This window comes from Glaciecola punicea (assembly GCF_001756615.1).
Classification (GTDB): domain Bacteria; phylum Pseudomonadota; class Gammaproteobacteria; order Enterobacterales; family Alteromonadaceae; genus Glaciecola; species Glaciecola punicea.
Map to the genome: position 1 here is coordinate 90,003 of NZ_LZXY01000008.1, position 25,467 is coordinate 115,469.

Here is a 25,467-nt window from a genome sequence, read left to right on the forward strand (position 1 = left end):
TAATGAAAGTACTCGATAATTACGTGAAACTTGTTTGGATAGTTCTAAATATTAGCAATAAAATACTAAGATAAAGCGTTTTTACGGATTAAATTTGATAAAGTTCGAACTTAAACCAAAAGTATGGGTCAATTATAGCACTTGCCAGCCGCCATTTCGGTAGTAGTGTAAAAGGAGATGTGGCTTTAATGAGCGAGCAAACAACCGACCAAGAGTTAGTTAAACAGGTACAAAGCGGAAATAAAAACGCGTTTAATTTACTTGTAGTTAGGCACCAAAATAAAGTAATGAACATTGTCTCGCGCTATGTCAAAAATTCAGGAGACGTAGCCGATGTTACTCAAGAAGCGTTTATAAAAGCTTACAGAGCATTGCCGAATTTTAGAGGCGAGAGTGCTTTTTACACTTGGCTTTATAGAATAGCGGTTAATAGCGCAAAAAACTATTTAACCTCGCAAAGCAGAAAGCCACCTGCGAGTGATGTAGACGCCCAAGAGGCTGATTTTTATGACGGTAGCGATGCCCTAAAAGAAAATGCGTCGCCCGAAAAAACCTTACTGTCAGAAGAGTTACAAACAAAACTTTTTGCGGCAATTGAAAGCTTACCAGACGATTTACGCGCGGCTATCACACTGCGTGAAATAGAAGGTTTAAGCTATGAAGAAATTGCTGCGGTGATGGAATGCCCGGTTGGCACGGTAAGATCTAGAATTTTTAGAGCTAGAGAAGCGATTGACAAGGTGATTCTGCCGTTAATTGAGAATTAATTTTTTATTTTGTTTACGTTTGTATATTCGTAATGGTTGATTTTTACTGAACGTTAAAATTTATAAAGCCTATATTTTCATTGGTTTAATAAACAAAAGAAAAGATTTGGTACAACAAAATGAACGAACCATCTATTTGCGACTCGAATGGATAGGTTGAGCTAGGATATTCAGTCAATGATACAAAAGCATGAAAATTTATCGGCCATGGTCGACGGTGAAGCAACGGACAGCGAAAGAAGCAAATTTGCTAAGTCCATTATGAATGATGCAGAACTGAGCGCAAAATGGCGAAGCTATCATTTAACACGCGATGTGTTGCGTAAAGACATGTCAAGCGACATTTCATTTGACATCAGCGACAAGATTGCCATAGCGTTACACGACGAACTAGCAATGATTGCGCCCAAGCCAGGCTGGCGGGAACTGCCGGTAGTGCAAGCCTTGTTGCCTATTGCTAGGCAAAGTGGCCAGTTAGCCATGGTGGCATGTGTAACGGCAATGGTAATTTTTGGCGTGCAAACTTACAATAAGCCTGAAATAACAGACCCTTTTAGAACTGCGCCTCCCATTATAGGTCCTCAAGGTGGTTTAGCACCTGTGAGCTTGCAAAGCGCCAGTATTTCTCAGCAAGATCGCATGGACCAGCTTATCCAGCAAAGACGGCAAATCAACGCGCTAATTCAAGATCACGTGCGCCAGCAAAGGCTGCGAAACATCTCCATTTCTGATGCAAGCGTGAAAGCTGCAGAGTCTAACGAAGAATCGATTAATGAAAACGGTGGTAGTGCAAAATAAGATGACGCTATTATATTTTAAAAAACAGCTGCCTGCGATTTTATTGTCGGCGGCTGTTTTCATGTTTATCATCACATTTGCTCTGTATCCTTTAGCGAGTGCGGCCCAAAGCAGCAATGAAGCTCAAACGCAATTTGAAACGCAAACAGAAACGCAAACAGAAACGCAAGCAGAAACCAAATCTGGACTTGAATCACTGGCTGAGATCAACCAAGAAAAAACTTTCGATGTGATGTCAGCTGATGCATGGATGAATCGTTTGTCGAACACAATTAACCAAGTGTCGTTCGAAATTAGCTACGTAGTGTCAAGCCCAAGGCGTGAGATTATGCCTTACGTATGGCGACGAGCGCGCATGGAGAATGGCGATTCTGCTGAACAGCTTAGCTTGCTTAACGGCCCAGGCTTTGAACAAATTCGCATAAACAATAAAGTTAGCATTTTTGAGCCAGGCTTTACACCGCTTAGCATTAGGTCCGATTTTATAGACGGGCCTATTCCCAACGCCTTTTTAAACAACCCCGATTTATTAAAAGCGGGTTACGAGGTGTTACTCATGGGCCGTAATCGAGTCTCGGGCCGTATGGCCCAGCAAATAAGAGTGATTAGCAAAGACAAGTCGCGTTATCAATATAACTTATGGTTAGATGAGCAAACGGGGTTGTTACTAAAGCTAAACATGTACGACCTGCAAGGCGAGCTTTTAGAGCAAATGCAGGTTACCCAATTGTCTATTAATGACGATGTACAGCAATACTTTTATAATATTCAAGCCGACCAGTTACCGCCGGTCGCCAGCAAACAAGCGACCGAGAATCAAGCGCTCCCATGGACGCTTGAATTTGTGCCCACAGGCATGCAAAAAGTCACCGAAAATTTACGCCGTATTTCATTAACAGGTCAGCCGGCAGAATATATGATGGTGAGTGACGGACTAGTTGACGTGTCCATTTACGTCATGAAAGCTAGCGACGCAAGTCAAGAAGATATAGCGCTAACTACCGATGTTACCTCTATTGTGTCAATCTCAGACGGAAGAATTCAAGTAACGGTGGTGGGAGAGATCCCCTTAGAAACAGCCAGCAAAATGGCCAGCTCAATTGTATTAAAAAGTGACCGTCCTTAAGCTTGTTTGCGTAATAAATGTATCGTATAGCTCACATAACTTATGCAGTCAGCACACAATCAGCACAATCAGCACAATCAGCACAACTAGGACAATCGTTAAATGATTGAAGAAATGGGAACGGTAGTCGCATTAGACGGCGATCATGTCTGGATTGAAACCCAAGTGAAAACCACTTGTGCGGGTTGCAAAGCCAGCGAAGCCTGCCCAACTAGCACCATCGCCAAAGCCTTCACCCCGAAAGCAAACCATGTACGCATTGAAGTACCGTGCCAGTTGGTAGTAGGCCAACAGGTTAAAATTGGCATAAGCGAGAGAGCACTGCTGCGCGCTTCTCTTATCGTGTATGTAGTGCCTTTGCTGCTGCTAATGCTCAGCGCGACTATTTTTATGACTGTTTTTCCGCAAGCACATGAGCTACTAGCGTTAGGGTTTGCCTGTACTGCTGCGCTAGGCGGTTTCTGGGGGGCGTCGGCATTTTCTAAACGCCCTAGCAATAAGCATCATTTTACGCCAATATTCTTAGGCGCAACGCTTTCTCCCGTCGTCACACATAAACATGAAATTCCCGTACATAAAATTTAGCAGTGAAGGGGTTTTGCATGTGAGTGCATGGCTGCTTTAGTCGCCCAGCCGGCTCACAGCATAAGCGCTGAGGCTGCTGCTGGGGGCTAGATTGTACATTCACATGCAAATTATATCAAAATACCGATATTGCGCTTGATTTGTCGCAATTAGTCTCGCAAAACGGTACTATCTGTGTCCTTTGTTGTGCGCTGATGTTTCGTATAATTAAAGGTCGTTAAATGGTTAGTAAGCTATTCAAACAACACTTACTAACGCGTCAGCATTTCGTTAACTTTTTTCCGCTGCAAAGCTTCACCGCCCCGGGATATAGAACATAGTAGGTAACATTTTTTATATGCAACTCAAAAATATTCGTAACTTCAGTATTATCGCACATATTGATCACGGAAAGTCGACACTGTCTGATCGTCTTATACAAGAATGTGGCGGCCTTACTATTCGCGAAATGAAAGGGCAGGTACTCGACTCGATGGACATTGAGCGCGAACGCGGCATTACCATAAAAGCGCAAAGCGTTACCTTGTTTTACAACGCCAAAGACGGCGAAAAATATCAGCTCAATTTTATTGACACCCCTGGTCATGTGGATTTTAGCTACGAAGTATCGCGCTCATTAGCCGCCTGCGAAGGTGCTTTATTGGTGGTTGACGCCGGGCAAGGCGTCGAAGCGCAAACGCTAGCTAACTGTTACACCGCGCTCGACCTGAATGTGGAAGTGGTGCCTATTTTAAATAAAATAGATTTGCCCCAAGCCGAACCCGATCGCGTCGCCGAAGAAATAGAAGATATAGTCGGTATAGACGCCATAGATGCTGTTCGATGCTCGGCAAAAACCGGCGAGGGCATTATTGACGTACTCGAAGTTATTATAAACAAAATACCGCCGCCGGTGGGCAATAAAGACGCACCGCTTGAGGCTCTCATTGTAGATTCGTGGTTTGACAATTACCAAGGCGTTGTATCACTTGTGCGTATTGTTAATGGCGAATTAAACGCTAAAGATAAAATTAAAATTATGTCGACCGGTGTTGTGCATCAGGCAGATAAAATTGGTGTGTTCACCCCTAAACAAACCGAAACGACTATATTAAGAACTGGTGAAGTTGGTTTCGTTATTGCCGGTATAAAAGAAATTAACGGAGCTCCCGTGGGCGACACCATCACCTTAGCCAGAAATCCGTGTGAAAAAGCACTGCCGGGTTTTAAAAAGATAAAGCCACAGGTATATGCCGGTTTATTCCCGGTAAGCTCCGACGACTATGAAGACTTTCGTGACGCGCTCGCTAAGCTAAGCTTAAACGATTCGTCGTTATTTTATGAGCCAGAAAGCTCAACAGCCTTAGGCTTTGGTTTTCGTATCGGCTTTTTAGGCATGTTGCATATGGAAATTATTCAGCAACGTTTGGAGCGTGAATACGATCTTGATCTGATTACTACCGCGCCAACGGTAGTGTATGAAGTAAAAACCACGCAGGGCGAGGTTTATAAAGTAGACAGCCCGTCAAAACTGCCCTCAGTTAACGACATAGAGGAAATTCGCGAACCCATCGTTACTGCCCATATATTAGTGCCGCAAGAATACTTAGGCAATGTTATTACCTTGTGCATAGAAAAACGTGGCATGCAAACCGCCATGGTCTATCACGGTAAACAGGTAGCGCTTACCTACGACTTACCCATGGCCGAAGTGGTGCTGGACTTTTTCGATAGGCTAAAGTCGACCAGCCGCGGGTTCGCATCACTTGACTACAACTTTACTCGCTTTCAAGAAGCCGATATGTGTCGTTTAGATATTTTAATTAACGGCGAGCGCGTGGACGCCTTAGCCATTATCACACACAAAAACAATGCCCCCTATCGCGGACGCTTGCTGGTTGAAAAACTACGCGAGCTTATTCCTAGGCAAATGTTTGATATTGCCATTCAGGCCGCTATTGGCAACCATATTATTGCGCGCAGTACTGTTAAACAGTTGCGTAAAAACGTAATCGCAAAATGTTACGGCGGTGATATTAGTCGTAAGAAGAAACTTTTACAGAAGCAAAAAGACGGCAAAAAGCGCATGAAGCAGGTGGGTAATGTAGAGCTGCCGCAAGATGCATTCTTAGCAATTCTTAAGGTAGATAATTAATGGCCACTTACTTCTCCATTCTTTTAGTTGGCGCCAGCCTTATAACCGGCCTGGTATGGCTGGTATACGCGCTAGCCTTCGCCCCCAAAAAAGTTGCCGTTGGCAATGCAGACATTGCTAATGCAGCAAGCGGAAGTGGCGACATGCCTGCGGTGGTTGATTTTTGCAAGCAGATGTTCCCCATATTTTTTGGCGTCATGATTTTTCGTTCTTTTATCTACGAACCTTTTCAAATACCGTCAGGTTCTATGTTTCCAACCTTGCTGGTGGGTGATTTTTTACTGGTTGAAAAGTTTGCATATAGCCTAAGGGACCCCGTAGCGCGCAAGGAAATTATTAAAACAGGTGAGGTAAAGCGCGGCGACGTCATCGTGTTTAAATATCCTCTAGATGAACGAATAGACTACATTAAGCGCGTAATCGGGCTGCCGGGGGAAACTGTTCACTATCGTGGTAAGCAGGTGTTTATTGAACCGGTGTGTGAAACAGGGCAGGTGTGCTCGCCGCAAGTGCCAGCATCATTAAGATCGCAGGGCTTGAGCAATTTGCAAGAGCACGGTGATGTCCTATCCATGTTTACCGAAACGATTGGCGATGTGAAGCATCAAATTTTACGAAACCCTAGGATTATGAGCCCCGCCAGTACACATATTATTCCACAAGATCACTATTTTGTGATGGGTGATAACCGCGACAACTCGGCTGACAGTCGCCGCTGGGGGTTTGTGCCGCAAGAGAACATTGTCGGCAAAGCCGTTTTCATATGGGTCAGTTTTGAGTTTGAACGCAGCGAAGATGACTTTTTACCTACGTTTGTGCCAACCGGTGTGCGCTTCAGCCGAATTGGCGGTATTAATTAACATGGATATGCTGAGTTTGTTAAGCCCAATTGGATAGGTGAAATAAGTCGTGATAGATCCCTATATTAAGTTGCTAGCACAGCTTCATTACACCTTCAGTAATGTATCGCTACTGCAGCAAGCTCTTACGCATCGTAGTGCCGCGCGCAAACATAACGAGCGACTAGAGTTTTTAGGCGACGCCGTGTTAGGCCTTGTGATTGCCCAGCGGGTGTATGAAAAATTTCCAAATCTGCCGGAGGGCAAGCTCACCCGCATGCGCTCAAATCTGGTTAAGGGCGAAACCCTAGCCAAAGTCGCCAGAGAATTGTCTTTGGGTGAGCTTATGAAACTAGGGCCTGGCGAAATGAAAAGCGGCGGTCGCAGACGAGATTCAATTTTAGCAGATGCGGTAGAGGCCATTCTTGGCGCCATTTATGTTGAGTCTGGAATAGACGCTGTAGCGCTTACCATAAACACGCTGTTTGAAAAAAGAATTAAAGCGCTCGACCCAGACGAGCAGATAAAAGACAACAAAACGCAGCTGCAAGAATACCTGCAGAGCCGCCAGTTAGATTTGCCCGATTATAAAGTGACAGACATAAAGGGCAAGGATCATGCGCAAATGTTTACTGTCAAATGCAATGTACATGCCTTAAAAATCCATAAAACGGGCGCTGGCAAGAGCCGCCGTATTGCCGAGCAAGAAGCAGCCAAACAAATTTTAGAGGCCTTACCATTATGACTGAAACGTACTGTGGAATGATTGCCATTGTTGGCCGCCCCAATGTGGGTAAGTCAACGATATTGAACCGCATTTTAGGGCAAAAAGTGAGTATCACCTCGCGCAAGCCCCAAACCACTCGCCACCGTATTATGGGCATAGACACCCTCGATAATAGGCAAGCTATATACGTAGACACCCCAGGCCTTCACGCTGATGAGAAAAAAGCGATAAACAAATTGATGAATAAGGCCGCGTCAAGCTCCTTAAGCGAGGTATCGATGGTGTTATTCGTAATAGAAGGCACTCGCTGGACCGATGATGACGAGCTTGTGTTGAACAAAATTAAGCAGTCGGGTTTACCCTGTTGGTTAGTCGTGAATAAGATAGATATGGTGCCTGAGCACGGCAAACTATTTGACACCCTAAAAGAATTGAATAAAAAGCATGATTTTACCCACCTCTTGCCAGTGTCTGCAAAGCAGGGCAAACAAATAGATAACCTGCGCAAGTTAATTTTTGAGCAACTGCCTTTAAGTGAGTTTTATTACCCTCAAGACTACGTAACCGATCGCTCAAGCCGATTCATGGCTGCTGAAATTATTCGTGAAAAGCTAATGCGTTTCACTGGCGATGAACTGCCTTACGCGGTAACGGTAGAAATTGAGCAGTTTTCGTTAACCCCTAAAGGTGTTTACCATATTCACGGCCTTATATTGGTTGATCGCGCTTCGCAAAAGCCTATGATTATAGGCAAGCAAGGGTCGCATTTAAAAACCATGGGCGCTGAAGCGCGAAAAGACATGGAAGTCTTGTTCGACAATAAGGTGTTTTTAGAACTATGGGTGAAAGTAAAATCGGGCTGGGCTGACGATGACCGAGCACTGCGTTCATTAGGCTATGACGATGATTATCGTCCATAAGTGGCTGTGCCAAAAGTGTTAAGTTCTAATTTTTTAGTTGGCCGCTAAGATGCAAGTGCGAAAACTTGCAGGTAAACAAACCAATCAACAATTAACGGTTGTTAAAGTAACGCTATTTATAAGCGAGATGAATCGATGAAACCATTACAAGATTTTCGAAAAGAATATACCAAGGGCACGCTCGACACTAACGTGCTTACTAAAAACCCTATGGATTTATTTAACAAATGGCTACAAGACGCCATTGCGGCAGAACTGCCCGACCCAAACGCAATGACTGTAGCCACGGTTGACGCAAGCGGTCAGCCTAGCCAGCGTATAGTATTGCTCAAAGACGTGAGCGACGAAGGCTTTGTGTTTTACACCAACTTAGGCAGTCGCAAAGCCAAAGAGTTAAAGCACAACGATAAAATAAGTCTGCACTTCCCATGGTACTTTTTAGAGCGCCAAGTGCGTGTGTGCGGCATTGCACAACCTTTGCCTCGCTCCACTGTGGCGAAATACTTTTTCTCACGCCCCAAATCGAGCCAGCTAGGCGCGTGGGCAAGCCAGCAAAGTACGCCCATATCGACTCGTCAGTTGTTAGTCACTCAGTTCATGCAAGTAAAAGAAAAGTTCGCAAAAGGCGAAATTCCACTGCCCGATTTTTGGGGGGGTTACTTAGTCAAACCCAGCCAAATAGAATTCTGGCAGGGAGGCGAGCACCGCCTGCACGATCGTTTCGAATATAATAAAGCAGAAAATGGCGAGTGGGACAGTACTCGATTAATGCCCTAGACATGATCGACAGCCACTGCCATTTTGACCTTGCGGTATTTGAGAATAAGCGCAAGCAAATACTGAACAAGGCCCTGCAACTGGGCCTTAAAAAGCTGTTAGTGCCGGGCTTAAGTCTTGACCAGTTTGCGTCCCTTTTAGAATTAAAACATCGGTATCCGCTTATTGATATCGCTTTAGGTTGTCATCCGTGTTTTTTAAGCGTTTTGCCAGAACCTGAATTAAAAAGGCAAATGATGCGCATGGCCGATTTGGCTAGCCAGCATAAAACGACAATAGTCGCCATTGGTGAATGCGGGGTAGACGGTTCACTGAGCATACCCATGGAATATCAAGAAAAAGTGCTGCGGGAGCAAATACGCATAGCAAAAGTGATTAAAAAACCATTAATACTGCACCATAGGCAGTCGCACAACGAGCTTATTCGCATACTTAAACAAGAGAAGTTTGACGTTGGTGGGGTGGTGCATGCCTTTAGCGGCAGCTATCAAACAGCGCAGACTTATATAGCCTTAGGTTTGGCCCTTGGCGTAGGCGGTACTATAACGTATGAGCGGGCCGTTAAAACAAGGCGCACAATTAAGGCAGTTGATATGGCGCATATTGTGTTAGAAACCGACGCGCCTGACATGCCAGTATATGGTTTTCAAGGTGAGCCTAATACGCCCGAAAGACTACCTTTAATTGCGCAAGCTTTAGCAAAATTAAAGGGTATATCAGTAAACGAGGTAGTGCAGCAAAGTACTGCTAACTATCACCGTATATTTACATAGATTACCAAACCAGCTAAAACCACAGCAATCAAGGGTCACTACACCAAATTGTCTTCGGTTGCCGCTTTGCGATAGCTTTGACGGGTTTTATAAAACAACCTTGTGGCTAACGCAGCGGCCACAATGCTCAATACAATCATAAGTATACTCTGCGAAAGCTGGTTTTTGTTAAAAATTCGATGATGCTCGGTAATGGCCTGCTTGTCTAATAGCAGCTTAATGTAGCCAATAAGGTTGCCTTCAAACACAATGTCTTCGACAAATACAAGAGGCTTTACTGCATTTTCTTTGACCATGTCTACCACCGAAAAATTATCTTCTTCCTGAGCGTAGCGCACGCCTAGTTCGTCAAATAAAACGGCGCCTTTTACAAACATGCCTTGGTTAATAACCGCCACATACTGCATCAGCATTTCTTCGTCATCTTTAGCTAAGGGCGCGGCAATAAGCTTAGCGGCCTGCAGGGTGAGGCTGCGCCCAAGTTGTTCAGACTCAACTTGATACCACTTGGCGGCGTTTTGTGAATGCATGTAATATAAATTAACGCCAATGATCACGCAGAGTATAAGCAAAATAAGGCTAGATATACGTTTGAATATTGAATAATTGTGGCTTTTACGATGGATGTTCATGGCGCTTAATCTTTGCTTTTATACAGTTATAACGACCTTAGTTGAAAACGCATTAATTGCCAAGATTTGTTTTTTGAGAACTTCTGTTAAGGATGAGGTTTGCCTGAGACGATTGCTAAGCTTGCAGTGGTGTTTCGCTAAAAGCAGCCGAAACCTGCTATGGTTAACGTCGTTTTAGAACAGTTTTTAAAGAGGCTATGGTGAAAAAAGTGGGTTATAAACGCTTTTTTTCAAAGTCTCAGCCTGACCTGTTGATAGATATGCTGCAGGAGCGCATGCGCGAGGTGCTCAAATTGACTTTATAAATGTGTGGGCTTCACGTATTATTTGCTTATCCAAGCGCTGCCTTTGACTATTTTATAATTGCGTATTAATTAGCAGATGGCTTTAGCACTGAAATATTGATTTACAGGAAGCTCACTTAGTGACCGAAAATATCGCATCATACAAACACGGCTTACCGAGCAACGCACGCTTGGCTGTTGCGCACTTACACACTCAATTAAACGACGGTAATTATTTAGGCTTAGCCTTAGCACAACATTCTTCATCTGAGGTTCTTCTTCCCCAGCACCTTCAGTTTGAAACAGTTGACAAGTCGCATTTTAGCGATTACAGCGCGCGGCATAGTCTTCATGCTGCGCCAAATGAAAAGTGCGTAATAGTGGGCCAAGCTATTAATTTAGACCTGCTTAGTCACATTATTTGCCAGTATTTTTGCCAGGCTCAGCACCTTGTTATTCAGCAACATTACCTGCACAGTGAATTTGCGCAACAGGCTATTGAACTAACTCTGTATCATAATACGGTAGCCGCGAATAACGTGCTTCTTGTGCATAAACCAGATGCTTCCCAGCAACATAGTGCAGCAGCGACATGTGACAGCGGTAAATTGCAAGCGAATCAGTATAGCCTTCTTAAAGCGAGCGTATTGCTTACCTTAGCAAAAGATTATCGTGTGGATGCTTTTAAAATCTCATCCGTGTCATTGTCGAGGCCGGGATTGTTAGTTATGGATATGGACTCAACAATTATAGATATGGAGTGCATAGATGAAATAGCGATCTTAGCAGGCGCAGGAGATAAGGTTCGCGAGCTTACCGAGCGAGCAATGCTCGGAGAACTCGACTTCAATCAAAGCTTAAATGCGCGTGTTGCTTGTTTGCAGGGTATACACGTTGCAGAACTCGAAAAGTTAAAAAACAGACTCCCCATTACCCCAGGCTTTGCGCATACCATAGCAATCTTACAAAAGCACGGTTGGTTAACGTGCATCGCCTCTGGCGGCTTTACCTATTTCGCCAACTACATAAAAGACAGCTTTGAGCTGACCCAAGCCACTAGTAACATTCTAGGCATAGAACAAGGCTGCTTAACTGGCAAAATTGAAGGCGATATTGTGAACGGGGAGATGAAAAAACAGATACTTATTGATACCCTGAATCATTATAGCATAGACCCCCACCAGTCTATCGGCATCGGCGACGGCGCCAACGACCTACTGATGATGAGCGCCGCAGCTTTAGGTGTCGCTTACAAAGCCAAACCTAAGGTCCAAGCTGGCGCCGATGCAAACATCGTTTATTGTGGCTTTGAAGGCTTGCTGTACTGCTTGCAGCCATAGCAAATAAAGTTTTTCAGCATTGTTCATTAACTACCGTGCGCAGATCTATTGAGTGAATACTGGGCTTGGCCAAACGTTTAACTTCCATTTTTACTAAAAGCCGTAGGTTTGACGAAATCGCTTTAGGGCGCCGTTCAAATTCTTTATTGAAATTGGCCTTTTGACCAAGGGTTAAACCTTGAATGATTTGTCGATAGGGCGACAAACTTGGCCGCTGGTTAGGTTGTTACTTGATAGTGCTTGCTCTTGTGGAAGTAGTTTATTGTGCTTATTGTTTGTTTATCGGAACATTGGCTTATAAATAAAGGGAAATTTAAATTTCCTTCTTACGTCTGCCCACCATGTAGTATCATCACCAAATGCTCCCAAAAGGAAACAACAAATAATGGCAAAGGTCCCAAAAACTCAATTTGTGTGCACCGATTGCGGGCACAGCACTCCGCGTTGGCAAGGGCAATGTATTTGCGGCAGTTGGAATACCATGACCGAAATGCGGGTAAGTGCTGATGCACCCAGTCAGCGCGCAAAGTCAGGTCTTTCGAGCAGCGCGCTAGGCTATGCGGGCAGCCAAGGCGGTGGTGCTAAAAAGATAGACGATGTGCAGTCTGCTGACGCGCAAAAAAGCCTCACCGGCATAGGCGAGCTTGATCGAGTGCTAAGCGGCGGCGTTACCAAAGGCTCAGTAAATATTGTGTCGGGCGACCCAGGCGCAGGCAAAACGACTTTGTTAAGTGACTTAGTGGCTAGGATGTCTTTGCGCATGCCCTCGTTATATTGTACCGCCGAGGAATCGCTATCGCAGTTTAAAAACCGGGTAGACCGGCTGAAACTTGAGTATAACAACGACAATTTGTTTTTGCTCAGCGAAACCAGCGTCGAAAATATCATTGACGAGCTTGACGCGCAGCAAATTAAATTTGCCGTAATAGACTCTATTCAAGCGGTGGTAACGCAGTCGGCAAACGGCAGCCCTGGCTCGCCTTCGCAGGTTAAGGCAGCCGCGCAAATACTGACGCAGTATTGCAAACAAAACAACGTCACCATGTTCATTATTGCCCACGTAAATAAGAATAACGAAATCGCCGGCCCGCAAACTCTTGTACATATAGTTGATGCGCTGTTGCATATAGACACTAATGACGGTCAGATTCGCACGCTGCGTGCGAACAAAAACCGTTTCGGCGATGTAGACACCGTGGGCATATTTAGAATGTGTGAGCGTGGCATGCTTAGCGTCGACAACCCAAGTGAAATATTTTTGTCAGGCTCAAGTACTAACTCTCCCGGCTCTACCATTACCTGTATTCGTAAGGGAAACCGTAATATTTTACTCGAGATTCAATGTTTAACCACAGAAAATGAGGCTGAATATCCCCAGCGGGTGTGTGTGGGTTTGAATATGAACCGTATCAAAATGCTCACAGGTATATTGCGTAAGCATACTAAAACGAAAATATTTCACGATACTTTTTTTAATATTGTAGGCGGTTTGAAAATTGATGAGTTAGAGACGTGTATCGATCTTGCGTTGGTGGCCGCTTTGTTAAGCAGTTTGAACGACTTCGTTATTCCACGTACCAGTTGCATTATGGGCGAGCTCAGCCTAAATGGCGACGTGCGTCCTATTGATAGTGGCGTACCGCGTGTTAAAGAGGCGGCGCAGCATGGGTTTACTGAAATTTATATTCCGCACAGGAACTATCATAAGTCGATGGAGGGTTTAGGCGCTAAAGTGATGCCCGTAAAAACAATTCATGATCTGATTGCCTTAATAAATTAGCAGGCTTTAAAAAACGAGGCAGCAGCTTCGTTTTTTAAAGCAACTTAATTACTACAGCATTTCTACAGCTAGCGCAGTAGCTTCACCGCCGCCAATACACAGAGCAGCAACGCCTTTTTTCAGGCCTTTTTGATGCAAGGCATGCAGTAAAGTCACCACAACGCGCGCGCCCGACGCGCCAATTGGGTGACCAAGTGCGCAAGCGCCGCCTTTAATGTTAACTTTACTGCTGTCTAGTCCAAGCTTGTTAATGCCCAACATAGTGACCATAGCGAAGGCTTCATTTATTTCAAACAAGTCAACATCATTGGGACTCCAGCCTGCTTTGCTAAGCACTTTTTCAATCGCGCCTACCGGGGCGACTGTAAAGTCTTCAGGCTTAACGGCGTTAGTGGCGTGAGCCACTATTTTAGCAAGCGGCGTTAAGCCAAGTTCTTTTGCTTTAGATTCTGACATAACTAACAAGGCCGCTGCGCCATCAGAAATTGAGCTTGAGTTAGCCGCGGTTACCGTGCCGTCTTTGGTGAAAGCAGGGCGCAACTCAGGAATTTTGTCAATGCGTGCATTGCTGGGGCCTTCGTCGGTGTCTACCGTTACGTCACCTTTGCGAGTGGGGATAGTAACGGCAATAATTTCGTCTTTAAAAGTGCCGTCTTTAATGGCGCTTTGTGCTTTAGTGAGCGAGCTTATGGCAAATTCATCCATTTGCTCACGGGTAATGCCTTCGCTGTCGGCGGTGGCTTGTGCAAAACAGCCCATTGCTTTGCCGTCGTATGCGTTTTCTAGGCCGTCCATCATCATATGGTCAAAGGTTTGGCCATGACCCATGCGGTAACCAGCACGTGCTTTTGGCAATAAATAAGGTGCCGCTGACATATTCTCCATGCCGCCTGCTACAATCGCAGAGGCGCTGCCTGCTTTAATTAGGTCATTCGCTAGCATAATCGCTTTCATGCCCGAGCCGCATACTTTGTTGATGGTGGTAGCGCCTACGCTCAAAGGAAGGTTGGCTCCCAGCGTAGCTTGGCGAGCGGGTGCTTGGCCAAGTCCTGCGGGTAACACGCAGCCCATAATGACTTCGTTAATAGCGTCTGCTGGAATGCCGGCGATAACTGCTTTTATCGCAGTTGCGCCTAAAACAGGTGAGGGAACCGCTGATAATGCGCCCATAAATCCGCCCATAGGGGTACGTTTTGCTGCAACAATTACAACTGACTCGCTCATATTACTGTTCCTTATGTATTTATAAAAACCTGACTATACTGACTGGCTTGACCATTCACCGAACCCACATTGATGATACGACCAAATTGACGAGTGCGTACCCTTAAATTACTGCACGGCGGGTGTTAAAGCAAGAGGCTAGGATGGTTTGAAAAACCGCATCCCACCGAACAAAGTCCCTTCTGTGCATAGTGCCGTCGCGCGTTATATCGGCATTGTTTACTGATACGTCTACCGGAACGAATTCTTTTTCGATGTCTGCAATGCCCGCTGCTATTGCTTCAAAATCAGACACGTCGAATTTTTTAGTCGCAATACCAGTACGTTCTGTAAAATCTGCTGCTTTTTGATTGTTGCCACCATAGTTGGCAACTACCGTATAAGCTTTATCGTGCAACTTTATACAAATTGCTTCGCCAATCCCTCTGGTATCGCCGGTTTCTAAAGCTACTATTGTCATATTTGCATCCTTATTATAGGTTCATGAAAAAGCATCACGTTAAAATCTCGAATATCATTTCTACATGACAGCAGCCGGTATCGATATAACGTCTATGGCAATTTTCATAATATATATAAATGATAATGATTAAAGGACTTTGGTCTACTTTTGATAAATAGTTGATCTAAACCTGATAATGCTTAAGCTTAAAACAACAATAGGGCAGTTTATATCAGTCTATACAAGGCACGCTCATCTATGAAAGGAAAGTTTACGCCCACGCTGCGCCAACAATATTAGCGATTCAAATAAGCCTCTAGTGACAATAGTATTTTGTGCACAGCCGCAATTTGTTTACCGTCTTTATTCAAGTAGTCGCTGCCGGTATATCCCCACCAGTCCCAGCAGGCCTGAGGGTTCATTGGCATAAAGCTAGATTTTGCAATTTGCGGATATAGAATAACCAAACGATTACTAGCGGCCCATTCATTTAACCCCGTGCTGGTGGCATACTGCTGGCCCACATTGTCTATAGACTGGTTGCAACCATGAAAGCTTATATGCACCTTGCAGGACTTTCCGTCTAGGCAACTATTGGGTAAATAAACAAAGCTTTGTTCATTCATGCCGGTGTTGTCAATGTTGGCTAATGCATTTTGCTCAAAGGTAATAAGCTCGCCTGCTTGCATAGCTGTATTTTTATCTACTGGGTTTTGTAGCGGCCCTAGTATAAAGGAGAGCATTTCTCCTGCGCCGTCGAAATTACATTTGCCAATATAAGGGGAAGCCGATTCTTCGCAGTCTACGCCATTTTCTAAAGTAGGAAACAGATGCGCTACTGGCTTGTTGTTTACCACAGCAAGATTACTAGCGGCAACAAGCTGGGCGTATTGCGCTTGTAATGCACTTGCCACTTTAGATGAAATTTTTGTGTCTAAGGCGCCGTGAAACAACCACACCTTATCGTTTTTAATCTGGCTAATTGAAGGGCCTAGCGTCGTAGAAATGTCCTTTATTTTGTCTGCATAGGTTTCAGGCGCTTTATCAATACACTGCGCCAGTGCCGTCATAATTGAGTTTTGCGCGCAGCCATATGGGCCTGCTGCAAACACCCCCACACCCGCTACCAACTCAGGGTGAGAAAAATGAAATTGAGTTGCCATGTAGCCGCCTGATGACATGCCTGACAGGGTAATGTTTGATGTATCAAGCACAACATTTTTAGCTTTTTCGCTAGCCACCGCAGTGCCAGTGTAGAAGGCGCATGAGGCTAGTACGGGCAATAAAAACGTAAAAACTGTGCACTTATCGCGTGAGATTATCATTGCTTATTCATTATCACTGTTTGCAGCTTTAGGTGCTTCGTCATTTAGAAATGCGCGTATAGTGTTTGCATGTTTTACAATACCGGCAACGCCCTCGAGGTGTCCAAGATCACCGCTTAAGTATTCTAACTGTGAGCTTTGTTCGTTAGCGCGAAGTAAAGAGTCTATTTTTTCAGCGTGATAAGGCATCAGCAATAGGTCGGTAGTGGCGGGTATTAGCAGCACCTTAGCGGTAATTTGCTTTAATCCCTCTTCAAGCGTGCCCTGCATGCCAGTAACAAAAAGCTGGTTCGCGCGCACTAAATATAGCAAATGATTGGCATCCATTAGATGCGCTCGCTCGGCTGCGCGGCCCATAAGCCAGTTCACAATGCTGGGCTTAGCGCTAATACTTTGCAAAGCATCCTCCTCAAGCGGCGTATAACCAATTTGTGCGCCTATTTGAATGAAAAAGTTTGGGTGTAAGGCAGACTGGGTGATCATGGCTAAGGCATGGGTTAAGCCTAGAGTAGGCCACTGCTCTTTTGGCAGATTATAATAATCGCCGCCGTTAAAATTAATATCCATGGTAATTGGCACAGTCCACTGCTCTAAATACGCACTTGTCCACGCATCGGCGCTTCCCGATCCTATTACTGAAATTAATCGTTCTACCCACTGCGGATACGCGCTGGCCCACTCAATAGCCTGCATCGAGCCCATCGAGGGGCCTGCCACCGCGAAGAGTTTTTGGATACCCAAGCTTTCCAAGACTGATTTTTGGGTATTAACAAAATCGCGCATGGTTACCACGGGGAATGTGAGTCCATAAGGCTTTTGTGTCTTAGGGTTGATAGAGGCAGGGCCGGTGGTTATCACGTTTTCATCAAAAGCCCCAATATTGACTAGCGAGTCAACGCTAATCACAAAAAACCGATTGGTGTCTATCGCCTTGTTTGGGCCTATAATGGCGTCCCAATAGCCCGGTTCTGCATCATCTATGTGATACTTTCCCGCTGCGTGAGAATTACCGGTGAAGTAATGGGTAATTAAAATAACGTTAGACTTGTCCTCATTAAGTTCGCCATAGCTCTCCCACCCTACCTTTACATTTTCAATTGTTTGGCCACCAAAGGTCGTGAAGGTGTCTATGCTATGCGTTTGTTTTATTACTATCATTAGGCTTTGATTTTCCTTGGCGTGTAAGGGTGTGCTAGCAAAGGTAAATGCAAGCAACACTATGCCTATTAATGAAAACAAACAACATACTAGCCCTTTGGGTAAACAACAATAGTTTATGGATCTTATACTGAACATTTATTTACCTTCCTTATTTAAAACATAATGAAAAGCGCAATTGCCATACATAAACCAATGAGCGGGACAATCACCGTTAAGCAGGCCATAGGGCCGTAAGCGGCTTTGTGAGTTTCATTGCAGATTGCGCGAATAGTGGTTACTACATAGCCATTATGTGGTAGTGAGTCAAGCGCGCCTGAGGATATTGATACCACCCTATGAAGCTCGCTTGGATCGACCCCTTGCGCTAGATAATGCGGCGCAACTTCTGGCAAAGCAATGGCTTGGCCACCTGAAGCACTGCCGGTTAAACCCGCAATAACACTGACGGCAACGGCGGCGCCCACCAGTTCGTTGCCCGGAAGATGGGTCATTAGGTATACCGTATCTTGAAACGCTTCAGTTGTTTTAGCAACTGAACCAAAACCCACCACCGCCGCAGTATTGCCAATGGCAATAAGGGCGCCGGTAGTGCCTTGGTTTACCGCTTCACCCATGTTAATGAAGTACTTATAATTGACAATTATCAGGGCAATTACACCGCCGCCCAACGCGGCAATTAAGGCATACTGAGCATAAGCTTCATGCAGAAAGAACGAGATAGACAGCACCACCATTAGAGGTACTAAGCCAGACGCTGGGTGCGGGTATTCGCGCGCTTCTATATTGGGATCTTGGGGCCTAGTTATAAATGACTCGCCGTTGTTGACCGCTTTGGTGACCATTTTTTTCAGCCACCAGTAGCCAAATGTGGCCATAAAGACGGCAACGACTAAACTCACTTCCCATGCAGCAAAAGGAGACGTGCCTAAGAATTTTATGGGGATCCAGTTTTGAATTTCAGGTGATCCGGCTGAGGTCATGGTAAAGGTGACCGAGCCAAAGGCCATGGTAGCGGGAATAAAGCGGCGCGGTAAATTAGCATCTTTAAACAGGCTCAAGGCCATGGGGTAAACAGAAAATGCCACTACAAAAACCGACACGCCGCCGTAGGTTAGCACCGCGCAAGCGGCAACCACGGCAAATAGCGCTTGTTTATAGCCTAGTTTTCTAACGATAGCGCGCGCGAGGGAGTCTGCGGCGCCGGTGTCTTCCATAAATTTACCAAAAATAGCGCCGAGTAAAAACATAAAAAACCATGAGGCGACAAAACCCGAAAAACCGTCCATGTAGGTGACAACAAAGTTTGCATCACCGGTAAATACCAGCATGTGGTTGCTAAGCGCAACAAGTAGGGCGCAAAATGGAGCGGCAATAAATAAATTTACCCCCCTTATCGTTAGATAAATCAGTAGGCCAAGGCCACCAACTAGTCCAATTAAACTCAACATAAATCAAATCCTAAGCAAATGCCGTGCGCGTCATTGCACATGGCCTAGTCTGTGACCGCAGACCGCCAGGATTGAAAAAGCATGCGCTATTTCTACTCGAATGCCCATAGTACGATGGTACTAGTTCTTTTTACATCTATTTACATTATATTTACATTAGACCGCACACCCCATGCTTAGCATTTAACGACATTTACATTATGTTTACCGCATTTAATAATAGGAAAGAATGATGAAAACCATTAATCAAAAGCACACTGTTTACAGCACAGATATTTGCGCTGGTGTGACACACACTAGTAAATTAAACTTACGCCAAGGCTTAGTCAAAAGCCTAATAGCTACGTCAGTTGCACTAGCTTGCGGCTTACTTGCTATGCCCACAATGGCGGTTCAAGACAATGCTACTGCAGAAAAAGAGGCCGGTAAACTTGAGGTCATCAACGTAACTGCAAGACGCACCGTAGAAACGCTGCAGTCGGTGCCGGTGGCACTTACCTCAATTGGGGAAGAAGAGTTGCTTAGCAATGGCATATCTGTGCTCACCGAATTACAGCAGTTTTCGCCCAACACCACCTTGCAAACCAGCAGAGGTACCAACAGTACGCTGACCGCTTTTATTCGCGGAATTGGTCAGCAAGATCCTTTGTGGGGCTATGAACCAGGCGTGGGTATTTATATTGACGATGTGTATATTGCGCGTCCCCAAGGCGCGGTACTTGATATTCTAGACGTGCAGCGTATTGAAGTATTACGAGGCCCTCAAGGCACGCTATATGGTAAAAACACGATTGGCGGCGCGGTTAAATACGTGACTAAAGAGATGCGCGGAGACGCCGCATTTACCGCTAGTGCCACCGTAGGAAGCTATGGACAGCAAGACATAAAACTTACCGGTCAGTTGCCGATTATTGAAGATAAACTATATATAGGCGCTGGCTATGCTGATTTGAGTCGCGATGGTTTTGGCACCTATTTACAGTCGGCGCTGCCGGGTCAAGACTTAGAAAACTATAATAGAGACTTGTGGGCTGCCCGCTTGAATCTTGAATACAGACCTACCGACGACTTATCTTTTAGACTGGCATGGGATAAAACACAAGACGACTCAAACGCTAAAGGCGGTTACAGACTTCTACCTTCGTTGCTAACTAATGCGCCAGTGCCAGCGAATAAATTCGATTCCTACACCAGCCTACCCACCACTAACGAGGTGCAAATTGAAGGTGTAAGCTTAACTGTACGCTACAATGCAACAGACGATCTTGAATTGAAATACGTGGCTTCTGATCGCGACAGTTATTCGCCAACCAATATCGACTTTGATAACACCGCGCTTGATATTTTCGACGTACCGGCTGAATACCGAGACGAAAACCAAACACATGAACTTCAGGCTACTTATCTACAAGACGGATATAGCCTAGTAGGCGGCCTTTATTATTACGATGGTGAGTCGTGTGGTAACTTTAATGCCATTTTAAATGTGTTAGGAAGATCCCTTGGTGCGGCTGGCTTAACCCGAGAAGTTGCCGGTTGCAACAACTCACAAAGCTATGCACTTTATACCCAAGGTTCATTTGATTTGAGCGATAAACTATCGTTAACCTTAGGCGCCAGATACACCACCGAAGAAAAAACCGCCTTTGTTAACAATGGTTTAGTTTTTGCTCCTGTTTATCCAAGCACCGGCTGGGTGCCGGGTTATGTAAGACCCGAAGGCCAATTAGTGCCTACTGTGTTAGGCACCGACAGCGATGGCGATGGCGTATTAGACAGCCCCAAGTCCAAGACTTGGAACCAGTTTAGTCCTCGCGTAGGGCTTGAATATCAAATGGATCGCGACACCATGATTTATGCCTCTTATGGACAAGGCTTCAAGTCGGGTACCTTTAACCCGCGCGCGAGTGGGAACGAAGCGGGAGTGGATCCTGAAATTGTAGATTCAGTTGAGATAGGCTTTAAAAGAGATTGGACCGAACAGTTAAGAACTAACGTGACGCTCTTTAGCTACGATCACAAAGACCGCCAATACATTGGGGTGGGCGATGCAGGCGACGGCACTCAGCTTAACCAAACCTTGCAAAACGCGGCTGAAACAAGCGGTAGCGGTTTTGAAGCTGAAGTGACATATGTGGCTTCTGATAATTTAACCTTCAATGCCGCATTTGGCCATTTGAACTTTGCGATTGTGCGCAACGACAGCATACCGCCACTTATTGGCTTGTCTAGCACACCTGAAAATACGGCTAACTTTGCGGCCAATTACTTGTTGGAAACCGAGCTGGGTAACTTTGTATTCAACGCGAATTACTACTACCGCGACGACTATCTGCTGTTTGAAACCTCTGAGTTGCTTGCTCAAGACGGTTACGGTATGGTTAATGTTAGTGTTATGTGGGAAAGTCTTGAAGGCGATTGGTATGCAAGCCTGCACGGTAAGAACTTAACTGATGAGGAATACCTAGTGGGTGGATATGACTTTGTGGGTGGGCTTGACGGGTCTGGTAATTTAACCCCTGGTTTAGGCGGTGACGTTACGCTCATTGGCTATTATGGTGACCCCAGAACGGTTCACTTAACTGTAGGTTATAGATTCTAAACGAGTGATTGAATACAATACAATTACACTTTAACGTAAAGGATGTTTTAGCAAGTCTTTATAGAAAACCTTGAAAAGCGCTGGGCAACGTAGCTTACCTAGCGCTTTTTTATGGCAGAAGTGTTACTTTTAACAGGCTGCGTCTACACAGACACCCTTGTTATTTTCTCTTAAGGCAACCTTATGTTTAAAGCACTCATTGCTGATGATCATCCTTTGTTCAGAAACGCCCTTAAACAAGTGTTAATAATGCATCCAATGCTAATTGAGGTGCAAGAGTCACAGGATTTAGCCAGCACGATTGAAAAGTTAAGCGATGACATAGACATCGATTTACTATTTCTAGATTTAAATATGCCAGGAAACGAAGGCCTTGCCGGTATTTCGGCTATTCGCGCTCAATTCCCTAATACCTTAATTATTGTGGTTTCAGCTGACGAGCAAGAGCATACCATTACTAAATGCGTAAAATTAGGCGCCAGTGCCTACATTCCAAAATCGGTAGATATGAGTGAAATTTGTGAAGCGGTTAGCCACGTGTTAGATGGCAATCAATGGCTACCTAAGGGCTATCAGTTAACGCAGCAGGCACCTACCGAAAAGCTATTTTTCCAGCAGCTAGAACAACTCACGCCACATCAACTCAAGGTGCTAAGCTTCATCGCACAAGGTCTGCTCAACAAACAAATTGCCTATGAGCTAAACATTTCAGAATCAACTGTGAAGCAACATGCCTCAGCTGTTTTGAAAAAGCTAGGCGTATACAATCGTACGCAGGCAGGCGTTATATTCAACCAAAACATGCGCTTGGATTAACGATGAAATAGTAAGGTTCAAAGCAGCCGTTAGCTTCTAATTTATGACCACTTCAAAAGGCGCTAATCGTGTCCTTTACCTCCTACTTTTCGAATAGCAGTTAAAACACACGTTTAGTCTATACAGCATTTATCGTACTAAAGTAGCGTTACATCAGACTGGGCAAAAACAGGACCAAAGCAGGGGCATAGGTAATCACAATCAACGCGAATATGAGCGCGATGATGAAGGGCCAAATCTCGCGTATGAAATCGCCTACCGACACCTTTGTGACGGAGCAAGTCGTAAACATCATAGAGCCAAATGGAGGTGTGACGCCGCCAATCATTATGTTTATAATCATGATCATTCCAAAGTGGATAGGGTCGATGCCTAAGGCAACTGCAACGGGCACTAAAAGTGGTGCAAGGATGATTAGGGCTGCGCCGCCTTCTAAAAACATACCAATGAGTAACAAAAATACGTTAATAACCGCAAGCATCATATACTTGTTAGAGGTAAATTCTAACAGCATAGCGGTAAATTCTTGTGGAATACGCTCCCAGGTTAAATAGTAACCAAACACCGAAGCAGCAACAATAATTAGTACGACTGTGCCGGTGCCATAAATCGTATCTAACAAAATATGTTTGATATGATTGAATTTAAGTTCTTTATATACAAATAACCCAATGAGAATTGAGGCAAGCACCGCTATTGCGCCAGCCTCAGTAGGTGTGAACAGGCCAAATCGTAATCCTAGAATCACGCCAAAGGGCAGCGACAGCGACCAAATTGAATCTGTAAATTGTGCTCCTATCTCGCGAAGGCTAGCGCGCTTATCTCGTGACGGTTTGTATTTACGCTTGCGAGCAATAAGCGTGACGGTGAACATCAGCGCACCCGCCATAATTATACCTGGCACATAGCCAGCCACAAATAGTTCAGCTACCGAAACCTGCGCAATCAGTGCATATATGATCATCACAATGCCCGGAGGGATTACTGGGGAAATTGCAGAAGAAGCTGCCGTAATAGCGGCAGAAAACGAGCGGCTATAGCCGCGCTTTTCCATTTGCGGCACGAGTATTTTACTTTGCATAGCGGCGTCTGCATTGGCCGAGCCTGATACACCGCCCATAAATGTGCTCATTACCACGTTTACTTGCGCCAAGCCGCCAATAAGGTGGCCCGTTAAGACTTCGGCCATTTGCATGAGTTTTCTACTTATCCCAGAATAGTTCATAACCGAACCGGCCATCACAAAAAATGGGATTGCAAGTAATGGAAAGGAGGCAGCAGAAGTAATAAACTTTTGCAATACTAGGTCAGCAGGCATACCGGCGTCAAAAAAGGTGAAGTAAAAGATGGCAGAGCCAAATAATGCGTAGGCGATAGGTATGCCGAGAAAGTAGAGTAAGAAAACGAGTAAAATAGGCAAGTAAATCATAAAGCTCGCCTTTGGCGAATATACGCAGCGACATCGTGATATAAAAACCTAATGGCGTAAAAGGTGATAAGACCAAAACCCACAACTAGCGCTGAATTAAACACTGCAGAGCTAATGCCTAACACCGCGGTAGGCTTTGCCCAAGCAATTTTAGTAAACACAATGGCCATATAAAAAATGTAGCCATTAATGGCTAGTAGAATCAAACCCGTCAAAAAGCGAACAATCTTTTCTATTTGAGTTGGCATTTTGGTAATAAGAAAGTCTATTCCCAAATCCAACTTATGTTTATAAGTAGCACTTGCACCCACAAACACGCACCACACAAAGCAGATCGTGGCGACTTCTTCCGCCCAAAATATTGAATATCCCAAGAAATAGCGTAAAAATACATTGATGATAACTAAGCTAATCATGATGATTAAAAAGATACTGCACAGAATTTCTTCGAAATATGTAAAGAAGAATTTTAGCCCTGAGGTCATTGCGAAGACCTTGCTCGAATCTTTTTAAGTTCGGCTTGAATTTGGTCGTACATTTCAACGGTTACGCCAGGCAGTTTTCCGTCGAATAAATGAATGGTTCTAGCTTCAAATGCTTCGCGGTCTACCTCATTAAACTGGACCCCTTTAGCTTGTAAATCTTTAATGACTTGGGCATGTTGGCTCTTAAGCTTGTTAATCATTTGCAGCGCTTCGTATTCAAATTCGTGCGCAATGATGAGCTGGTATTTCTCTGGTATTTTTGCCCACACTTCAGTAGAGATGTAAATGCCGCAGGTACCTAAAAAATGATTGGTAAACGCCACATTTTTTTTACCCGTTTCATACACCTTCGCGCCTAAGTTAGTAAATTCAGAACCTTCAAGCCCATCAACCACACCTTGTTGTAAGGCGCTGAAAGTTTCGCCCCAGGGCAAAGGAGTCGCATTAGCGCCCATTGTATTGATAGTTTGAATGAAGAGCTTGCTCCCGGGCGTTCTGAGCTTCACACCCTCAAGGTCTTCGGGTGTGATAATTACCCTATCGGTGATTAAGTTTCGAAAACCAAATATATACTGCAGAGAAAGTACTTTAATGCCCTTGTCTTCGAGCTTCTTCACCCAGTCTTGCACTAAAGGCGTCTTGATAATTTCCATATATTCATCAAAATTGTTGTATAGCATTGGACCCACTAAGGCAGTGAATTCAGGGACATAATCGCCAATGTAAGAAGGGTCTTCGACTGAAATGAAATACGCGCCGCGCATTACCATTTCAACGCCGTCTTTATATGCTGCTATTTGTGCGCCAGGATAAGTGAGCACCCGAACGGCCCCGTTGGTTTTATTGTTAATGCGCTCAGCGACTAACTCAATGGACTTTGCGAGCTCTTCATTTACGTTGAAAACATGGCTTAATCGTAAGGTAATCGTGAATTCTTCATCTTCCTTATCTTTGTTACAGCCAAAAGGAAGAATTAACAATAAAAAGAAAACGCTGAGGACTTTAAGCTTTGGTAATTTCAACATAATATAATATGAAAATCATGGCGAAAGG

General features: G+C 44.7%; 23 protein-coding genes. 14 read left to right on the forward strand and 9 right to left on the reverse strand.

Annotated elements, in window-relative coordinates:
• Positions 1 to 188 precede the first annotated feature (188 nt).
• The 10 genes from rpoE to BAE46_RS10640 all read left to right on the forward strand — a co-directional run bounded on the left by rpoE (position 189) and on the right by BAE46_RS10640 (position 9,446).
• On the forward strand, positions 189 to 767 hold the full coding sequence (gene rpoE, locus BAE46_RS10595) for an RNA polymerase sigma factor RpoE (RefSeq protein ID WP_006002696.1): 579 nt from the start codon (positions 189 to 191) through the stop codon (positions 765 to 767).
• Positions 768 to 944: 177 nt separating this feature from the next.
• Positions 945 to 1,565, forward strand: coding sequence for a sigma-E factor negative regulatory protein (locus BAE46_RS10600; RefSeq protein ID WP_006002699.1), 621 nt, complete (start codon positions 945 to 947; stop codon positions 1,563 to 1,565).
• Positions 1,540 to 2,691, forward strand: a complete 1,152-nt coding sequence (locus BAE46_RS10605) for a MucB/RseB C-terminal domain-containing protein (RefSeq protein ID WP_070112750.1) — start codon at positions 1,540 to 1,542, stop codon at positions 2,689 to 2,691. Before BAE46_RS10600 ends, BAE46_RS10605 begins: the two co-directional genes overlap by 26 nt.
• Before the next feature lie 102 nt (positions 2,692 to 2,793).
• The gene (locus BAE46_RS10610; RefSeq protein WP_006002703.1) at positions 2,794 to 3,276 is read left to right on the forward strand and encodes a SoxR reducing system RseC family protein; all 483 of its coding nucleotides are present in this window, start codon (positions 2,794 to 2,796) and stop codon (positions 3,274 to 3,276) included.
• Positions 3,277 to 3,613: 337 nt separating this feature from the next.
• Positions 3,614 to 5,410, forward strand: coding sequence for a translation elongation factor 4 (gene lepA, locus BAE46_RS10615; RefSeq protein ID WP_006002704.1), 1,797 nt, complete (start codon positions 3,614 to 3,616; stop codon positions 5,408 to 5,410).
• Positions 5,410 to 6,270, forward strand: coding sequence for a signal peptidase I (gene lepB / locus BAE46_RS10620; protein ID WP_070112752.1), 861 nt, complete (start codon positions 5,410 to 5,412; stop codon positions 6,268 to 6,270). The genes lepA and lepB overlap by 1 nt, the downstream gene beginning before the upstream one ends.
• A gap of 49 nt (positions 6,271 to 6,319) precedes the next feature.
• Positions 6,320 to 6,994: a ribonuclease III gene (gene rnc, locus BAE46_RS10625; protein ID WP_070112754.1), complete on the forward strand. Its 675-nt coding sequence runs from the start codon at positions 6,320 to 6,322 to the stop codon at positions 6,992 to 6,994.
• Positions 6,991 to 7,896 carry a GTPase Era gene (gene era, locus BAE46_RS10630; RefSeq protein ID WP_040519954.1) on the forward strand — a complete coding sequence of 302 codons (906 nt, stop codon included), beginning with the start codon at positions 6,991 to 6,993 and terminating at the stop codon, positions 7,894 to 7,896. The genes rnc and era overlap by 4 nt, the downstream gene beginning before the upstream one ends.
• Before the next feature lie 135 nt (positions 7,897 to 8,031).
• Positions 8,032 to 8,673, forward strand: coding sequence for a pyridoxamine 5'-phosphate oxidase (gene pdxH, locus BAE46_RS10635; RefSeq protein WP_006002708.1), 642 nt, complete (start codon positions 8,032 to 8,034; stop codon positions 8,671 to 8,673).
• A complete protein-coding gene (locus BAE46_RS10640) occupies positions 8,646 to 9,446 on the forward strand; it encodes a TatD family hydrolase (RefSeq protein WP_244885010.1) in 801 nt (266 codons plus the stop codon). The genes pdxH and BAE46_RS10640 overlap by 28 nt, the downstream gene beginning before the upstream one ends.
• A 38-nt stretch (positions 9,447 to 9,484) precedes the next feature.
• On the opposite strand, the gene BAE46_RS10645 is transcribed toward BAE46_RS10640, so the two are convergent.
• A complete protein-coding gene (locus BAE46_RS10645; protein WP_006002710.1) occupies positions 9,485 to 10,078 on the reverse strand; it encodes an AhpA/YtjB family protein in 594 nt (197 codons plus the stop codon).
• A gap of 424 nt (positions 10,079 to 10,502) precedes the next feature.
• Between BAE46_RS10645 and serB the strand changes: the two genes are divergently transcribed.
• On the forward strand, positions 10,503 to 11,702 hold the full coding sequence (gene serB, locus BAE46_RS10650; RefSeq protein ID WP_070112759.1) for a phosphoserine phosphatase SerB: 1,200 nt from the start codon (positions 10,503 to 10,505) through the stop codon (positions 11,700 to 11,702).
• Positions 11,703 to 12,087: 385 nt separating this feature from the next.
• The gene (gene radA, locus BAE46_RS10655; RefSeq protein WP_006002716.1) at positions 12,088 to 13,482 is read left to right on the forward strand and encodes a DNA repair protein RadA; all 1,395 of its coding nucleotides are present in this window, start codon (positions 12,088 to 12,090) and stop codon (positions 13,480 to 13,482) included.
• 51 nt (positions 13,483 to 13,533) lie between these two features.
• On the opposite strand, the gene BAE46_RS10660 is transcribed toward radA, so the two are convergent.
• The 5 genes from BAE46_RS10660 to BAE46_RS10680 form a co-directional block, all read right to left on the reverse strand.
• On the reverse strand, positions 13,534 to 14,706 hold the full coding sequence (locus BAE46_RS10660) for a thiolase family protein (protein WP_006002718.1): 1,173 nt from the start codon (positions 14,704 to 14,706) through the stop codon (positions 13,534 to 13,536).
• A 103-nt stretch (positions 14,707 to 14,809) separates the two neighbouring features.
• On the reverse strand, positions 14,810 to 15,166 hold the full coding sequence (locus tag BAE46_RS14830; protein WP_006002720.1) for an SDR family NAD(P)-dependent oxidoreductase: 357 nt from the start codon (positions 15,164 to 15,166) through the stop codon (positions 14,810 to 14,812).
• Positions 15,167 to 15,444: 278 nt separating this feature from the next.
• Positions 15,445 to 16,473 (reverse strand): extracellular catalytic domain type 2 short-chain-length polyhydroxyalkanoate depolymerase, encoded by a 1,029-nt coding sequence (locus BAE46_RS10670; RefSeq protein WP_070112762.1) that lies wholly within the window; start codon positions 16,471 to 16,473, stop codon positions 15,445 to 15,447.
• A gap of 3 nt (positions 16,474 to 16,476) precedes the next feature.
• Complete coding sequence (locus BAE46_RS10675) at positions 16,477 to 17,712, reverse strand: E22 family MetX-like putative esterase (protein ID WP_070112791.1); 1,236 nt, start codon at positions 17,710 to 17,712, stop codon at positions 16,477 to 16,479.
• 74 nt (positions 17,713 to 17,786) lie between these two features.
• Complete coding sequence (locus BAE46_RS10680) at positions 17,787 to 19,082, reverse strand: GntP family permease (protein ID WP_006002726.1); 1,296 nt, start codon at positions 19,080 to 19,082, stop codon at positions 17,787 to 17,789.
• Positions 19,083 to 19,314: 232 nt separating this feature from the next.
• Here BAE46_RS10680 and BAE46_RS10685 point away from each other — a divergent pair, with 232 nt between their 5' ends.
• Together BAE46_RS10685 and BAE46_RS10690 are read left to right on the forward strand one after the other, a co-directional pair.
• Positions 19,315 to 21,684 carry a TonB-dependent receptor gene (locus BAE46_RS10685; RefSeq protein ID WP_141729341.1) on the forward strand — a complete coding sequence of 790 codons (2,370 nt, stop codon included), beginning with the start codon at positions 19,315 to 19,317 and terminating at the stop codon, positions 21,682 to 21,684.
• Positions 21,685 to 21,867: 183 nt separating this feature from the next.
• Positions 21,868 to 22,500, forward strand: a complete 633-nt coding sequence (locus BAE46_RS10690) for a response regulator (protein ID WP_006002518.1) — start codon at positions 21,868 to 21,870, stop codon at positions 22,498 to 22,500.
• Positions 22,501 to 22,648: 148 nt separating this feature from the next.
• Here BAE46_RS10690 and BAE46_RS10695 read toward each other — a convergent pair whose 3' ends face one another.
• Genes BAE46_RS10695 through BAE46_RS10705 form a run of 3 tightly spaced genes read right to left on the reverse strand, consistent with a single transcriptional unit; the run spans position 22,649 to position 25,439 of the window.
• Entirely contained in the window at positions 22,649 to 23,929 is a 1,281-nt protein-coding gene (locus BAE46_RS10695; RefSeq protein WP_070112764.1) for a TRAP transporter large permease, read from the reverse strand.
• Complete coding sequence (locus BAE46_RS10700) at positions 23,926 to 24,414, reverse strand: TRAP transporter small permease (protein ID WP_006002514.1); 489 nt, start codon at positions 24,412 to 24,414, stop codon at positions 23,926 to 23,928. Before BAE46_RS10700 ends, BAE46_RS10695 begins: the two co-directional genes overlap by 4 nt.
• Positions 24,411 to 25,439: a C4-dicarboxylate TRAP transporter substrate-binding protein gene (locus BAE46_RS10705; protein WP_070112766.1), complete on the reverse strand. Its 1,029-nt coding sequence runs from the start codon at positions 25,437 to 25,439 to the stop codon at positions 24,411 to 24,413. The genes BAE46_RS10700 and BAE46_RS10705 overlap by 4 nt, the downstream gene beginning before the upstream one ends.
• Between the last annotated feature and the right edge of the window lie 28 nt (positions 25,440 to 25,467).